The sequence below is a fragment of the Burkholderia sp. BCC1993 genome (genome assembly GCF_905339865.1).
Lineage (GTDB): Bacteria > Pseudomonadota > Gammaproteobacteria > Burkholderiales > Burkholderiaceae > Burkholderia.
Genome location: NZ_CAJPGZ010000009.1, coordinates 163,160 through 179,049 on the forward strand (window position 1 = coordinate 163,160; position 15,890 = coordinate 179,049).

Annotated in this window: 12 protein-coding genes; 5 read left to right on the forward strand and 7 right to left on the reverse strand. The window is 69.3% G+C overall.

From position 1 onward, the window contains the following. The first annotated feature begins 101 nt into the window (after nt 1-101). Nucleotides 102-755: a CGNR zinc finger domain-containing protein gene (locus tag U4Y91_RS16875; RefSeq protein WP_321806135.1), complete on the forward strand. Its 654-nt coding sequence runs from the start codon at nt 102-104 to the stop codon at nt 753-755. A gap of 74 nt (nt 756-829) precedes the next feature. Here U4Y91_RS16875 and prpR read toward each other — a convergent pair whose 3' ends face one another. Continuing rightward, nucleotides 830-2,818: a propionate catabolism operon regulatory protein PrpR gene (gene prpR, locus U4Y91_RS16880; RefSeq protein WP_321805985.1), complete on the reverse strand. Its 1,989-nt coding sequence runs from the start codon at nt 2,816-2,818 to the stop codon at nt 830-832. 170 nt (nt 2,819-2,988) lie between these two features. Here prpR and prpB point away from each other — a divergent pair, with 170 nt between their 5' ends. From prpB to prpF, 4 genes are all read left to right on the forward strand, one after another. Beyond that, entirely contained in the window at nt 2,989-3,882 is an 894-nt protein-coding gene (gene prpB / locus U4Y91_RS16885) for a methylisocitrate lyase (RefSeq protein ID WP_057925585.1), read from the forward strand. Nucleotides 3,883-3,998: 116 nt separating this feature from the next. Then, on the forward strand, nt 3,999-5,171 hold the full coding sequence (prpC, locus tag U4Y91_RS16890; RefSeq protein WP_124666323.1) for a 2-methylcitrate synthase: 1,173 nt from the start codon (nt 3,999-4,001) through the stop codon (nt 5,169-5,171). A gap of 81 nt (nt 5,172-5,252) precedes the next feature. Beyond that, on the forward strand, nt 5,253-7,850 hold the full coding sequence (gene acnD, locus U4Y91_RS16895) for a Fe/S-dependent 2-methylisocitrate dehydratase AcnD (RefSeq protein ID WP_321805986.1): 2,598 nt from the start codon (nt 5,253-5,255) through the stop codon (nt 7,848-7,850). A gap of 26 nt (nt 7,851-7,876) precedes the next feature. Then, nucleotides 7,877-9,067, forward strand: coding sequence for a 2-methylaconitate cis-trans isomerase PrpF (gene prpF / locus U4Y91_RS16900; RefSeq protein WP_321805987.1), 1,191 nt, complete (start codon nt 7,877-7,879; stop codon nt 9,065-9,067). Between the two features lie 74 nt (nt 9,068-9,141). On the opposite strand, the gene U4Y91_RS16905 is transcribed toward prpF, so the two are convergent. The 6 genes from U4Y91_RS16905 to U4Y91_RS16930 form a co-directional block, all read right to left on the reverse strand. Continuing rightward, entirely contained in the window at nt 9,142-10,080 is a 939-nt protein-coding gene (locus tag U4Y91_RS16905) for an alpha/beta hydrolase (protein WP_321805988.1), read from the reverse strand. A gap of 63 nt (nt 10,081-10,143) precedes the next feature. Beyond that, entirely contained in the window at nt 10,144-11,298 is a 1,155-nt protein-coding gene (locus U4Y91_RS16910) for an acyl-CoA dehydrogenase (protein ID WP_321805989.1), read from the reverse strand. A 38-nt stretch (nt 11,299-11,336) separates the two neighbouring features. Continuing rightward, nucleotides 11,337-12,659 (reverse strand): MFS transporter, encoded by a 1,323-nt coding sequence (locus tag U4Y91_RS16915; protein WP_321805990.1) that lies wholly within the window; start codon nt 12,657-12,659, stop codon nt 11,337-11,339. Nucleotides 12,660-12,669: 10 nt separating this feature from the next. Next, nucleotides 12,670-13,722 carry a porin gene (locus tag U4Y91_RS16920; RefSeq protein WP_321805991.1) on the reverse strand — a complete coding sequence of 351 codons (1,053 nt, stop codon included), beginning with the start codon at nt 13,720-13,722 and terminating at the stop codon, nt 12,670-12,672. 94 nt (nt 13,723-13,816) lie between these two features. Continuing rightward, nucleotides 13,817-14,617 (reverse strand): enoyl-CoA hydratase/isomerase family protein, encoded by an 801-nt coding sequence (locus U4Y91_RS16925; RefSeq protein ID WP_321805992.1) that lies wholly within the window; start codon nt 14,615-14,617, stop codon nt 13,817-13,819. Beyond that, nucleotides 14,614-15,834: a CoA transferase gene (locus tag U4Y91_RS16930; protein ID WP_321805993.1), complete on the reverse strand. Its 1,221-nt coding sequence runs from the start codon at nt 15,832-15,834 to the stop codon at nt 14,614-14,616. The genes U4Y91_RS16925 and U4Y91_RS16930 overlap by 4 nt, the downstream gene beginning before the upstream one ends. Between the last annotated feature and the right edge of the window lie 56 nt (nt 15,835-15,890).

Consider the following 15,890-nt stretch of genomic DNA (forward strand, 5'->3'; position numbering starts at 1 on the left):
CTGTGGCTCCTTGAACTGAAGAGGGGACATCACAGCAGCAAACCCGTTTTTAACCACCATGCTGGTTATGTTAGGAAGCGTCCGGATGCTTGTCAACCGGCATGGCGGTTAGATACGATCGCGTCATGAGCAAAACGCAACCTTCCGTCACGACGGACTGCCTGGTTCCGGCGCCGTCCGAAACGCTGAGCATCGATTTCGCGAACACCCTGTACTGGCGTGGCGCCGACGTGCCGACCGAAACCTTCGGCACGCTGGACGACCTGTTCACGTGGTGCCGCGAGCAGGCGGGCGTGCCGGCCGGCCTGGCCGACGCGTGTCGCGCACAAGCACGAGAGAATGAGAAGGAGGACGCGCCGGCGATGCTGACGCGCGCGCTCGCGCTGCGCGAGGCGTTGTACCGGCTCTTTCACGCGCAAGCCGAGCGGCGCGAGCCGCAAGCCGACGATCTCGCGCTGCTGGGCGGTTTTCTGGCGGAAGCGGCGCCGCGCGTCGCGCTCGCACGGATCGACGGCGGCTACGCGTGGCGGATCGGGGCAGCGGGCGCGACGCTCGCGGGGCTGCTGAGCCCGGTGCTGTGGTCGGCGACCGACCTGCTGGGCGGCGCGCGCCTCGCGAAGGTCAAGCGCTGCGCGAACGACGCATGCCAGTGGCTGTTCATCGACGACAGCAAGAACGGCAGCCGCCGCTGGTGCTCGATGTCGTCCTGCGGCAATCGCGCGAAGGCGTATCGCCACTATCACAAGGCCGAGTGACGGCGGCGCGTGTCCGGCGCGTCACGCCTCCATCGTGCGAATCCCGCCCGAACCTCGAACTCCGAACCCCGAACCTATTTCGCCGATAACTTCCGCCACAGCGTCGTCTTGCTGATGCCGAGCATCGCGCACGCGCGATCGCGATCGCCGCCGCACGCATCGAGCACCGCGCGGATCTCGTCGGCTTCCGCGCGGCGGCGGCGCGCGTGGAGCGTCTGCGCGTCGGCGTCGTCGGCATCGGCCGCATCGGGCAGCGCCGCGAACAGCTCGGGTGCGATCGCCTGCAGCGCATCGGGCGCGAGTGCCGCGCATGCCGCCCCCGGATCGTTCTCGTCGACTTCCTCGGCCAGTTCCACCGCGATCCGCTCGATCACGTTCTGCAATTCCCGCACGTTGCCGGGCCAGCGGTAGCGCGCGAGCGTCGCCTGCGTCGCGCCGAGCACGTGCATCGCATCGTCGGCCTCGCGTATGCGTTCGGCCAGCCGCGGCTCGCGCCGCGCGGCCTGCACGAGCAGCGTGGCCGCCAGCGCCGGAATGTCGGCGGCGCGCTCGCGCAGCGGCGGCAGGCCGACGTTCAGGATGTTGAGCCGGTAATACAGGTCCGCGCGGAACGTGCCGGCCTCGACGGCCGCGAGCAGCGGCCGGTGCGTCGCGGCGATCACGCGCACGTCGATGCGGATCGGCTCGGTCGAGCCGAGACGGATCACCTCGCGCTCCTGCAGCACGCGCAGCAGCCGGCTTTGCAGCGACGGCGGCATCTCGCCGATCTCGTCGAGAAACAGCGTGCCGCGGTGCGCGGCCTCGAACAGCCCGGTCTTGCCGCCGCGCCGCGCGCCGGTGAACGCGCCTTCCTCGTAACCGAACAGCTCGCTCTCGAGCAGCGCCTCCGGAAACGCGCCGCAGTTGATCGCGACGAACGGATAGCTGCGCCGCACGGACAGCGCGTGCAGGCTCTGCGCGATCATTTCCTTGCCGGTACCGCTTTCGCCGAGCACGAGCACGGTCGCATCGGATTTCGCGTAGCGGCGCACGAGATCGCGCACGCGCGCCATCGGCGCGGACGCGCCGACCACGTCGTCGAGCGTGTAGCGCGCCGCGAACTGCTGCGTGTTCGGCTGCGAGCGCAGCGCGCGGTCGAGCCGTTCGACCGCGCGCGATTCCTGGAACGTCAGCACGCTGCCCGACGTGACGCCGCGATCGACGAGCGGCCCGCGATGCACGACGTAGCGCACGCCGCGCACGGTTGCGAGCGCGTCGCCGTCCTCGCCGCGCAGCGTGCGCAGTTCCGGGCGCAGGTCGACGAGCGCGCGGCCGACGGCCGCCGCGGGTTCGACCCCGAGCGCCGACGCGAGCCGCTCGTTGATGGCTTCGACGCGGCCGCGCGCATCGAGCGCGACCACGCCGTCGCGCAGGTGCTGCAGCAGGTTGTCGAGCCGCTGGCGGCGAAACGCCTCGGCGTGCGTCGCGTACGCGACTTCGAGCGCCGTCTCGACCGCCTTGCGCACCGACGCGTGCGAATACAGGAACACCGCGCCCATGCCGGCGCTTGCCGCGAGATCGGTGACGAGGCCGGGGCCGACGATCGTCTCGATGCCGCGGTCGTGCAGGTCGTGCACGCAGGCTTCCGCTTCCTGCGCGGACTGATATGACGCAAACTGCACGTCGAGGCCGTAGGCGGCGACGAAGCGGCGCACTTCGGGCGGCGTCTCGCCGGCGCTGACGAGCGCGATCCGCGACGCGTCGCGCCGTGCGCGCGCGAGCGCCTGCATCACGTCGAAGCCGGTCGGCGACACGACCACCACCGGCACCTGCGCACGTGTTTTCAGGAAGCCGCCGTTCGAGCCGGCCGCGACGATCACGTCGGGCCGCGCGGTGCCGGCTTCCGCGATCGCGCTCAATGCGTCTTCGTACGCGCGCGTGACGATGCGCACGTCGGCGCGTTCGTCGAATTCGCCGGCGATCTCGCGAAACAGGTCGCGCAGGCGGCTGATGCCCATCGCCCAGATGCGCGGACGCACCGTGCGGTCGGCCGGGCCGACGGGCTTGGTCGAGGAGAGGTCCATGGCGACCGATTATGCGCGCGGGATTTCATTTTTGAAACATGAAATTGCCGAATTGAAATCGCTGGACGATTCATCGCTCGTGCCGGTTGCTTAAGAATCAGTGGGTTAGCGACGTTTCGCAAGCTGGCCCGGTCCTTGCTGTTCATGGTCATTCCTTCAGGAGGCCGTTCATGAGCAACACGCATCTTCAGAGCGCCGGCGCGAAATTCCGCGCGGCAGTCGCGGCCGAGCAGCCGCTGCAGGTGGTCGGCGCGATCACCGCGTACGCAGCCAAGATGGCGCAGGCCGTCGGCTTCAAGGCCGTCTATCTGTCGGGCGGCGGCGTCGCCGCGAATTCGCTCGGCATTCCCGATCTCGGCATCAGCACGATGGAAGATGTGCTGATCGACGCGAACCGGATCACCAACGCGACCGACCTGCCGCTGCTCGTCGACATCGATACGGGCTGGGGCGGCGCGTTCAACATCGCGCGCACGGTTCGCTCGTTCATCAAGGCCGGCGTCGCGGCCGTGCACCTCGAGGACCAGGTCGGCCAGAAGCGCTGCGGCCACCGTCCGGGCAAGGAAGTCGTGCCGACCGAAGAAATGGTCGATCGCGTGAAGGCTGCGGTCGACGCGCGCACCGACGACCAGTTCGTGATCATGGCGCGCACCGACGCGGCCGCTGCAGAAGGGATCGACGCCGCGATCGAGCGCGCGATCGCCTATGTGGAAGCCGGCGCGGACATGATCTTTCCGGAAGCGATGAAGACGCTCGACGACTATCGCCGCTTCAAGGCCGCCGTGAAGGTGCCGATCCTCGCGAACCTGACCGAGTTCGGCTCGACGCCGCTGTTCACGCTCGACGAGCTGCGCGAGGCGAACGTCGACATCGCGCTGTACTGCTGCGGCGCGTATCGCGCGATGAACAAGGCCGCGCTGAATTTCTACGAGACGCTGCGCCGCGACGGCACGCAGAAGGCGGCGGTGCCGACGATGCAGACCCGCGCCGAGCTGTACGACTTCCTCGGCTATCACGCGTACGAGCAGAAGCTCGACGAACTGTTCGCGCAGGGCAAGAAGTAACGCGGCCCGCGCGCCGGGACACGGTTCCCGGAACGCTTTGCATGAAGCCGGGCCGCGCGCACGCGCGCCGCGCCCGGCCGACATGACACCCCAGATACCCATTGGAGAACGGAAACATGAGCGAGACGAAAGACGCAGCAGCACCGGCCGCCGCAGGCGCATTCAAGCCGAAGAAGTCGGTGGCGCTGTCGGGCGTGACGGCCGGCAACACGGCGCTGTGCACGGTCGGCAAGACCGGCAACGACCTGCACTACCGCGGCTACGACATTCTCGACGTCGCCGAGTCGTGCGAGTTCGAGGAAATCGCGCACCTGCTCGTGCACGGCACGCTGCCGAACCTGACCGAACTCGCCGCGTACAAGACCAAGCTGCGCGCGCTGCGCGGCCTGCCGAGCGCGCTGAAGGCCGCGCTCGAGCAGATCCCGGCGTCGGCTCATCCGATGGACGTGATGCGCACCGGCGTGTCGGTGCTCGGCACCGTGCTGCCGGAGAAGGACGATCACAACCTGCCGGGCGCGCGCGACATCGCCGACCGCCTGATGGCATCGCTCGGCTCGATGCTGCTGTACTGGTATCACTTCTCGCACAACGGCAAGCGCATCGAGACGGAAACCGACGACGACTCGATCGGCGGCCACTTCCTGCACCTGCTGCACGGCAAGACGCCGTCGAAGTCGTGGGTCGAGGCGATGCACACGTCGCTGATCCTGTACGCGGAGCACGAGTTCAACGCATCGACGTTCACCGGTCGCGTGATCGCGGGCACGGGCTCGGACATCTACTCGGCGATCACCGGCGCGATCGGCGCGCTGCGCGGTCCGAAGCACGGCGGCGCGAACGAAGTCGCGTATGAAATCCAGAGCCGCTACAGCTCGCCGGACGATGCCGAGGCCGACATCCGCCGCCGCGTCGAGAACAAGGAAGTCGTGATCGGCTTCGGCCATCCGGTCTACACGATCTCCGATCCGCGCAACAAGGTGATCAAGGGTGTCGCGCACAAGCTGTCGAAGGAAGCGGGCGACCTGAAGCTGTACAGCATCGCCGAGCGTCTGGAATCGGTGATGTGGGACGCGAAGAAGATGTTCCCGAACCTCGACTGGTTCAGCGCGGTGTCGTATCACATGATGGGCGTGCCGACCGCGATGTTCACGCCGCTGTTCGTGATCTCGCGCACGTCCGGCTGGAGCGCGCACATCATCGAGCAACGCGTCGACAACAAGATCATCCGCCCGAGCGCGAACTACACGGGTCCGGAAGACCTGCAGTTCGTGCCGATCGAGAAGCGCTGATCTTCGGCCGCGCGCGCCGGCGCCCGTGATGCGGGCCGCCGGCGCGCGCGCAACGTCTTACCCCGAATTCCGCCCCACATCATGAATACCGCCAACCGCAAACCCCTGCCCGGCACGTCGCTGGACTACTTCGACGCGCGTGCCGCGGTCGAAGCGATCGCTCCCGGCGCATACGACACGCTGCCGTACACGTCGCGCGTGCTCGCCGAAAACCTCGTGCGCCGCTGCGATCCGGCGATCCTCGCCGAGTCGCTGAAGCAGATCATCGAGCGCAAGCGCGAACGCGATTTCCCGTGGTTCCCGGCGCGCGTGGTGTGCCACGACATCCTCGGCCAGACGGCGCTCGTCGACCTCGCGGGCCTGCGCGACGCGATCGCCGACGGCGGCGGCGACCCGGCGAAGGTGAACCCGGTCGTGCCCGTGCAGTTGATCGTCGACCACTCGCTCGCCGTCGAGTGCGGCGGCTTCGATCCGGACGCGTTCGCGAAGAACCGCGCGATCGAGGATCGCCGCAACGAGGATCGCTTCCACTTCATCGAATGGACCAAGCGGTCGTTCGAGAACGTCGACGTGATCCCGCCGGGCAACGGCATCATGCACCAGATCAACCTCGAGAAAATGTCGCCGGTGATCCAGGTCAGCGGCGACGGCGTCGCGTATCCGGACACCTGCGTCGGCACCGACAGCCACACGCCGCACGTCGACGCGCTCGGCGTGATAGCGATCGGCGTGGGCGGCCTGGAGGCGGAGAACGTGATGCTCGGCCGCGCTTCGTGGATGCGCCTGCCCGACATCGTCGGCGTCGAGCTGACCGGCAAGCGCCAGCCCGGCATCACCGCGACCGACGTGGTGCTCGCGCTGACCGAGTTCCTGCGCAAGGAAAAGGTGGTCGGCGCGTACCTGGAATTCCGTGGCGAAGGTGCCGCGAGCCTCACGCTCGGCGATCGCGCGACGATCTCGAACATGGCGCCCGAATATGGCGCGACGGCCGCGATGTTCTTCATCGACGGCCAGACGACCGACTATCTGCGCCTCACCGGCCGCAGTGACGAGCAGGTGAAGCTGGTCGAGACCTACGCGAAGGCGGCGGGCCTGTGGGCCGATACGCTGAACAATGCGCAGTACGAGCGCACGCTGACGTTCGACCTGTCGAGCGTGGTGCGCAACATGGCCGGCCCGTCGAACCCGCACAAGCGGCTGCCGACGTCCGATCTCGCCGCGCGCGGGATCGCAGGCCAGTGGGAAGAGAAAGCGGGCGAGATGCCCGATGGCGCGGTGATCATCGCCGCGATCACGAGCTGCACGAACACCAGCAACCCGCGCAACGTGATCGCCGCGGCCTTGCTCGCGCGCAACGCGAACGCGAAGGGCCTCACGCGCAAGCCGTGGGTCAAGAGCTCGCTCGCGCCCGGCTCGAAGGCGGTCGAACTGTATCTGGAAGAAGCGAACCTGCTGCCGGAACTCGAGAAGCTCGGCTTCGGCATCGTCGCGTTCGCGTGCACGACCTGCAACGGGATGTCGGGTGCGCTCGATCCGAAGATCCAGCAGGAGATCGTCGATCGCGACCTGTACGCGACCGCCGTGCTGTCCGGCAACCGCAACTTCGACGGCCGTATCCACCCGTATGCGAAGCAGGCGTTCCTCGCGTCGCCGCCGCTCGTCGTCGCGTATGCGATCGCCGGCACGATCCGCTTCGACATCGAGAAGGACGTGCTGGGCCACGATCAGGACGGCAAGCCCGTCACGCTGAAGGACATCTGGCCGACCGACGAGGAAATCGACGCGATCGTCGCGTCGAGTGTGAAGCCCGAGCAGTTCCGCAAGGTCTACGAGCCGATGTTCGCGCGCGCGGCCGATGCGGGCGAGCGCGCGGCGCCGCTGTACGACTGGCGCGCGCAGAGCACGTACATCCGCCGCCCGCCGTACTGGGAAGGCGCGCTGGCCGGCGAGCGCACGCTCAAGGGCATGCGCCCGCTCGCGGTGCTCGGCGACAACATCACGACCGACCACCTGTCGCCGTCGAACGCGATCCTCGCGAACAGCGCGGCCGGCGAGTATCTCGCGAAGATGGGCCTGCCGGAAGAAGACTTCAACTCGTACGCGACGCACCGGGGAGACCACCTGACCGCGCAGCGCGCGACCTTCGCGAACCCGACGCTGATCAACGAGATGGCGGTGGTCGACGGCGCGGTGAAGAAGGGCTCGCTCGCGCGCGTCGAGCCGGAAGGCAAGGTCATGCGGATGTGGGAAGCGATCGAGACGTACATGAATCGCAAGCAGCCGCTGATCGTGATTGCCGGCGCCGACTACGGCCAGGGCTCGTCGCGCGACTGGGCCGCGAAGGGCGTGCGGCTCGCGGGCGTCGAGGTGATCGTTGCCGAAGGATTCGAGCGGATTCACCGCACGAACCTGATCGGGATGGGCGTGCTGCCGCTCGAGTTCAAGCTGGGCACGAACCGCACGACGCTCGGCATCGACGGCACCGAGACCTTCGACGTGATCGGCGAGCGCAAGCCGCGCGCGGATCTCACGCTCGTGATTCACCGCAAGAGCGGCGAGCGTGTCGAGGTGCCGGTGACGTGCCGGCTCGATACGGCCGAGGAAGTGTCGATCTACGACGCGGGCGGCGTGCTGCAGCGTTTCGCGCAGGACTTCCTCGAATCGTCGCAGGCGGCTTGACCGGGTCACACAGGGACAACGCAAACATGGCTCACATTCCTCAAATCAGGATTCCGGCGACCTACATGCGCGGCGGCACCAGCAAGGGCGTGTTCTTCCGGCTGCAGGACCTGCCGGACGCCGCGCAGGCGCCGGGTGCCGCGCGCGACGCGCTGCTCTTGCGCGTGATCGGCAGCCCCGATCCGTACGGCAAGCAGATCGACGGGATGGGCGGCGCGACGTCGTCCACCAGCAAGACGGTGATCGTGTCGAAGAGCGCGCGGCCCGGTCACGACGTCGACTACCTTTTCGGGCAGGTCGCGATCGACCGCGCGTTCGTCGACTGGACCGGCAACTGCGGCAACCTGTCGGCAGCGGTCGGCCCGTTCGCGATCAGCGGCGGCCTCGTCGATGCGTCGCGCGTGCCGCGCGACGGCGTCGCGACCGTGCGGATCTGGCAGGCGAACATCGGCAAGACGATCGTCGCGCATGTGCCGATCACGAATGGCGCGGTGCAGGAGACGGGCGATTTCGAACTGGACGGCGTCACGTTCCCGGCCGCCGAAGTGCAGCTCGAGTTCATGGACCCGGCCGCCGATGAAGAGGGCGCGGGCGGCTCGATGTTCCCGACCGGCAACCTGGTCGACGATCTGGCCGTGCCGGACATCGGCACGCTGAAGGCGACGATGATCAACGCGGGGATTCCGACCATCTTCGTCGAGGCGGAAGCGATCGGCTATACGGGCACGGAGCTGCAGGACGCGATCAACGGCGACCCGAAGGCGCTCGAGAAGTTCGAGACGATCCGCGCGCACGGTGCGCTGCGCATGGGGCTGATCGATACGCTCGATGAAATCGCGACGCGGCAGCACACGCCGAAGGTCGCTTTCGTCGCGAAGCCGGCCGACTATGTCGCGTCGAGCGGCAAGCGCGTGAACGCGGGCGACGTCGACCTGCTGGTGCGGGCGATGTCGATGGGCAAGCTGCACCACGCGATGATGGGCACGGCGGCGGTCGCGATCGGCACGGCCGCGGCGATCCCCGGCACGCTCGTCAACCTTGCGGCGGGCGGCGGCGAACGCAACGCGGTGCGCTTCGGCCATCCGTCGGGCACGCTGCGTGTCGGCGCGGAAGCGCAGCTCGAGAACGGCGAATGGACCGTCACGAAGGCGATCATGAGCCGCAGCGCGCGCGTGCTGATGGAAGGCTGGGTGCGGGTGCCGGGGGATGCGTTCTGATCGTTCCGGGCGTCGTATCGACGACCGGCAAGGGCGGCTTCGGCCGCCCTTTTTCGTCTCTGCTTCGATGGCGGTCAGCCGTGCAGGAAGCGGCGCAGTGCGTCGTGGCTGATGCGCCGCGCGGCCGTCGATACGCGCGCGTCGGGCACGATGTCGAAGCCGTGCACGCCGCCCGGGAAGACGTGCAGCTCGGTGGGCACGCCGGCGCGAATGAGCCGCTGCGCGTAGCCGATGTTCTCGTCGACGAACAGGTCGACCGTGCCGACGGCGATGAACGCCGGCGGCAGCCCGTCGAGCCGTTCCGCGCGGGCCGCCGCCGCGTACGGCGACACGCCGTCGAGGCCCGGCGCGTGGCCGAGCAGTGACGTCCACGCGAACCGGTTGTTGGCCGCGTGCCAGACGAATTCGCCGGCATGCGGATGCGGTGCGCGCACGCAGGTGCGGTCGTCGAGCATCGGATACATCAGGTGCTGGAACGCCAGCGGGTATTCGCCGCGATCGCGCGCCAGCAGCGCCAGCGCGGCCGCGAGCCCGCCGCCCGCGCTTTCGCCCATCACGCCGATGCGCGCCGGATCGATGCCGAGCGCGTCCGCGTGGCGGAAGGTCCAGGCGAGTGCCGCGTAGCAGTCGTCGATCGCGCCGGGAAACGGCGTCTCGGGCGCGAGGCGGTAGTCGAGCGACACCAGCGCGCACCCCAGCGTCTTCACCAGCGGGCGATGCACGGCTTCGAGATCCTTCGCGGCCCCGCGCACGTAGCCGCCGCCGTGCATGTGCACGATCGCCGGCAGCGGGCGCGTCGCGTCGTCGGGCAGGTACACGCGCACCGGCACGTCCGGCGCGCCGCCGGGGCCCGGCACGCGCCGATGCTGGAGCGTGTTGCCGACCGTGTCGAGCGGCGGCAGCGGCAGGACGCGGTCGCGATGCCGGGCGAGGTTGTCGGCGGTGAGCGTGACGGTCGGCCAGACGTCCAGCCAGGGGCGGATGTCGGGATCGACGAGATGGCGTGTGTTCAAGGTGCGACTCCGTGAGGAAAACGGCGCAACGCGCGCACGACCGGGGAACTGGTGGCGACGGTGTTACAGCACGCTGCGTGCGACGACCCAGCGATGCACTTCGGTCGGGCCTTCGAAGATGCGCATCAGCCGCGCTTCGTTCGCCATCTGATGCAGCGGCAGCTCCTTCGTCATGCCCATCGCGCCGAGCGTCTGCATCGCATGATCGATGACGCCCGACGCCATCTCCGTCGCGAACACCTTGACCATCGAGATCTGCGTGCGCGCATCCTGTCCGGCATCCACCCGCGCGGCCGCTTCATAGGTCATCAGGCGGCACGCGTGGATCTGCGTCAGCGCGTCGGCGACCCACCACTGGACCGCCTGGCGCTCGGCCAGCGGCACGCCGAAGGTCTTGCGCTGTTTCGCATGGTCGCACAGCAACGCGACCGCGCGCTCGGCGCGGCCGATGCACCATGCGGCCATCTCCAGCCGACGGTTCGACAGGCGCGCCTGCATCGGCGCGAAACCGGCGCCTTCGCGGCCCAGCAGCTGCGTGGCGGGAATGCGGCAATCCTCCAGCACGATTTCATAGGTCGACAGCCCGCCGATCATCGGAATGCGGCGTTCGATGACGAAGCCCGGCGTGTCGCGCTCGACGATGAATGCCGACATGCCGCCGCGCTTGCCCTTGCTTCGGTCGGTCAGCGCCATCACGATCGTCCAGTCGGCTTCGCGCGCGTGGCTGATCCAGATCTTCCGGCCGTTCAGCACCCACGTGTCGCCGTCGCGCTCCGCCGTCGTCGACAGCGCGCCCGGGTCCGAGCCGGCGCCCGGCTCGGAAATCGCCATCGCGGAACGCGTGATGCCGCGCGCGTACGGTTCCAGGTAGCGCGCGCGCTGCGTGTCGTCGGCCGCGTCGCACAGCATCCGCAGGTTCGGTGAGTCGGGCGGCAGGATGTATGGCGTCACGGTCGTGCCGATCGCTTCGTTCACGCCGACCATCGCGACGGCCGGCAGGTCCGAGCCGCCGGCATCGGCGGGCGCGTCGAGGCCCCACAGACCGAGTTGCCGCGAGCGCTCGTCGAGCCGCGCGCGTTCGTCGGCGAGCAGCGCGAAGCGCTGGCCGTCGGCCTCGCGCGCCATCACGGCCGCTTCGAGCGGCATCAGCTCGTCTTTCACGAAGCGTGTGACGAGATCCTTGATCATCCGGTGGTCGAGATCGAGTTCGAAATTCATGGGTGTGTCGATGAAGGAGTGAAGGGAAGGGTGCGCGCTCAGATCGCGCGCGCAGGGGACGCCGCCCGGGCGCGCAGCGTGCCGAAGAGCGCCACGCAGCCGGCCGCGAGCAACGCGGCGTTGAAATAGAGGCCGCCGCGCATCGAGCCGGTGGCGGTGTTCAGCACGCCCATCAGGAACGGGCTCGCGAATCCGCCGATCGCGCCGGACATCGTGATCGCCGCGATCGCGATGGCCATCGAGCGCTTCGGCAGCGCGAGCCCGGGCAGCACCCAGAACGCGGGCAGCGCCGCGGCATGCGCGGCGACCGCGACGCAGAGCGCGATCGTCAGGTTCGCGGTGCCGTCGACGCGCGCCAGCACGACGAGCGCCGCCGCGCACGCGAGCATCGCGGCCGCGCCGTGTTCGCGCCACGCCTGCCGGCGTTCGGTGTGCCAGCCCATGCCGAGCAAGCCGATGACGCCGCACAGATAGGGCAGCGCGGACAGCACGCCGATCTGCATCGCGCCGTGCAGGCCGCCGCGGCGCAGGATCACGGGCATCCAGAACACGAGCGCGTAGCCGGCCGCCGCGATCGAGAAATTGGCCGCGCACAGCAGCCAGAAGTCGCGATGCGCGAGCAACGGCCGTGTCGGCGCCACGCCGTTGCCGACGTCGGCATCGGCCTGCGCGTGCGCATCGCGCAGCGCGGCCTTGTCGGCGTCCGACAGCCAGCGCGCGTCGTCCGGCCGGTCGTCGAGGAAGCGCAGCGCGACGAAGCCGAGCGCGCTGCTCGGCAGCCCTTCGACGACGAACAGCCATTGCCAGCCGCTCAGGCCGGCGACGCCGTCGAAGACCGTGAGAATCACGCCCGACACGGGGCCGGCGATCAGCCCCGCCAGATACAGCGCGCTCATGAAGAGCGCGAACGCCTTCGCGCGCTGCTTCGGCGGATACCACGCGCCGAGATGGAACAGGATGCCGGGGAAGAAGCCGGCCTCGAACACGCCGAGCAGGAACCGGCACACGTAGAACTGCGCGGGCGTCGCGACGAACATCGTCGCGGCCGAGCCGAGCCCCCACAGCACCATGATCCGCGCGATGGTCCGGCGCGCGCCGATCCGCGCGAGCAGCGCGTTGCTCGGAATCTCGAACGCCATGTAGCCGATGAAGAAGATGCCCGCGCCGAGCCCGTAGACGGCGTCGGAGAAGCGCAGCTCGGCGGCCATCTGCGCGTGCGCGAAACCGATGTTGATGCGGTCGATGAACGACAGCGTGTAGCAGAGGATCAGGAACGGCAGCAGGCGCCGCGAGATCCGGCGGTAGAGCGCCGGCATCGCGTCGTCGCGCACGCCGGCCGGGGTGGACAGGGTCGGGGTCATGGGCACTCCGTCAGAAGCGGTGAGTGATGCCGAGCGCGAGCACCTGCTCGGTGCCGCCCGGTTGCGGTTGCATGCCGGCGACGACGGTATTGCGCGCGCGGCCGCCGTTCTTCATGTACAGGTAGCGGGCATAGAGCGAGGTCCGCTTCGACAGCGGATGGTCGTAGCCGAGGCCGAACGCGGTCGCGTCGTTCGCCGAGCCCTTCACGTCGCGGCGCACGGCCGACACCAGCACGCGGTCGAGCGCGCCGACGTCGACCGTCGCGCCGACGCTCGCCGTCGAGAATGCGGGCGAGCCGGGCACCGTGCTGGCGCCGTGGAGGAACGCGCCGTACAGCTTGACCCGCGCGAACGCGTAGTGGGCGGCGAATACGTAGTGGCGGGTGGTCGTCGGCTGCACGACGGGCGCGAGGTTGCCGGCCGACACGTCGTCCTGGAAGCCCGCGCCGACGTAGAGGCCGCCGATCCGGTACTGGAGCCCCGCGCCGTAGTTGCGGCCGGCCTGCGTGGACAGCGCGTTCGGCGTCGGAAAGCCGTAGGTGGCCATCACGCGCAGGCCGTTCCAGTCCGGGCCGAGATACGACGCCGCCTGGTTGAAGCGCGGAATCGGCGGCGTCGTGGCGGTCGTGATCGAGTCCGTCGACGTCGCGAGCAGCGCGAGCGGCGACATGCGTTCGTTCAGGCCGAACGGGTCGCCCTCGTACACGATGTAGAACGACGGCGTGTATTGCCGGCCGAGCCGCAGGTCGCCGTAGCGCGTGTCCTGAAGCGCCACGTACGCCTGCCGGTAGAACAGCGTGCCGCCCTGGAGCGAACCGTCGGCCGGCGAGAAGCCGCTTTCCAGCACGAATTTCGTCGAGGTGCCGCCGCCGAGATCCTCGACGCCCGTCAGCCCGACGCGGCTCGTCGACCCGCCGCCGCCGCTCTGCCGGAAGCTCGACAGGCTGCCGATGCGATCGAATTCGACGTAGCTGTCGACGATTCCGTACAGCGTCACCGACGACGCGTGCGCATGCGGCGTGCACAGCACGCAGGCGCCGATCAGGAGTGCTTTCCGTTGCATGAATGTGTCTCCGTTCCATGTTTGTTATGCGCCGCGCCCGCGTGCGGGGCGGCGATCAACGGCGCGCGGCGGACGGGGCCGCGCGCCGCCGGGCTCAGCGTCCCTTGAACACCGGCTTGCGCTTCTCGAGAAACGCGCGGGCGCCTTCGACCCGGTCCTCGCTCGCGTAGACGTCGGGGCCGACGTCGAGCCGCAGCGCCGCGGCAACCGGCAGGCCCCAGCTGCGCGTCGCCGTTTCCTTGATGCGCCGGATCGTGAGCGGCGCGTTCGCGGCGATCGCCTGCGCCAGTTCGCGCACGGTGTCGTCGAGCGCGGCGCCGGGGACGACGCGGCTCAGCAACCCGACGCGCAGCGCTTCGTCGGCGTCGAAGCGGCGGCCCGTGAACAGCAGCTCCATCGCGACCGCGCGCGGCAGGATGCGCGGCAACAGCACGCTCGCGAAGTTCGCGCCCATGCCGACTCGTGCTTCGGGCAGCGCGAAATACGCGTGATCGGCGGCGATCCGCAGGTCGCACGCGAGCGCGATTTCGAAGCCGCCGCCGACCGCGTAGCCGTTGATGGCCGCGATGGTCGGCTTGCGCAGTTCGAGGATCAGTTCGTGCACGTTGCGTGCAAGCCCGCGCATCGGCCGCATGCCGCGCATCTCGGGATCGCCGAGATCGATGCCCGCGCTGAAGGCCCGCTCGCCCGCGCCGCGGATCACGATCGCGCGCACCGCGGGGTTGTCGTCGAGCGTGACGAGTTCGTCGCACAGGCGCCGGATCGCGTCGGCGGACAGCGCATTGGCGACATGCGGGCGATGAATCGTCAGCCACGCGATGCCGTCGTCGTCGCTGCGCAGGATCGACGGGGCGTCGTCGCCGGTCAGGGAGGAGAACGTGCGCGGCGTGGTCATGACGCGCTCCCTGTGGTGGCGGCGCGCTCGTCGTGAACGACGCCGGCCTTGCGCAGCGCGTCGCGGCGGCCCGCGTCGATGCCGAGCGCGTCGAGCACCGCGTCGGTGTCGGCCGCGAACGGCCGCGGCGGCCGGCGGATCGAGCCGGGCGTGCGCGACAGCCTGGCCGGGATGCCCGCGCCGGTGTAGGTGTCGTTCTTGACGAACATCGCGTTGCGGGCCGCCTGCGGATGGCCGAACCCGTCGGCGATGGTGTTGACCGGCCCCGTCGCGACGCCCGCGCGCATCAGCCGGTCGACGACCTCGTCGGCGGGCAGCTCGGCGGTCAGCTGTCCGATCAGCGCGTCGAGCGCGTCGCGATGCGCGACGCGCTGCGCGTTGGTTGCGAAGCGCGGATCGCGCGCGAGCTCGGGCACGCCGAGCGCTTCGACCAGCTTCGCGAACGTGCGGTTGTTGCCCGCGCCCGTCGCCACCGGCTTGTCCTTGCACGGATAGACGCCGTACGGCGCGATCGCGGCGTAGACGTTCCCCGTCGCGACGGGCACGTCGCCGGTCGCCATCCAGGTCGTGCTGAGCGGATGCAGCATCGACAGCGCGGTGCTGAACAGGTCGATGTCGACGTGCTGCCCGAGCCCGGAGCGCGTGCGTTCCACCAGCGCGAGCAGGATGCTCGACACGGCGCTCAGCCCGGCCGCGTAGTCGACGACCGGAAACGGCACCTTCAGCGGCAAGCCGCCCGGCTCGCCGTTGATCGACATGAAGCCGGCGAGCCCTTGCGCGACGGCGTCGTAGCCCGGAAACCGCGCGAGCGGGCCGTCGGTTCCGTAGCCGGAGATCGAGCAATGGACGAGGCGCGGAAAGCGTTCGCGCAGGCAATCGTCGTAACCGATGCCCCAGCGTTCGAGCGTGCCCTGCTTGAAGTTGTCGACCAGCACGTCGGCCGTCTCGAGCAGGCGGAACAGCACATCGCGGCCGTCGGGATGCGACAGGTCGAGCGCGAGGTTGCGCTTGTTGCGGTTGAGCCCCCAGTAGTAGCTGGAGAGGCCGCTCGGCATCGCGGGCCCCCAGTCGCGGGTTTCGTCGCCTTGCGGCGGTTCGATCTTGATGACGTCCGCGCCGTGGTCGGCGAGCGTTTGCGTGCAGAACGGACCCGCATAGACGCGGCTCAGGTCCACCACGCGCACGCCCGCGAGCGCGCCTTCGTTGCTGATGATCATGACGATGTTTCCTTCGATGGTCGGCGATGCTGGCGTTCGCCGGCTGCGTGCCGGGC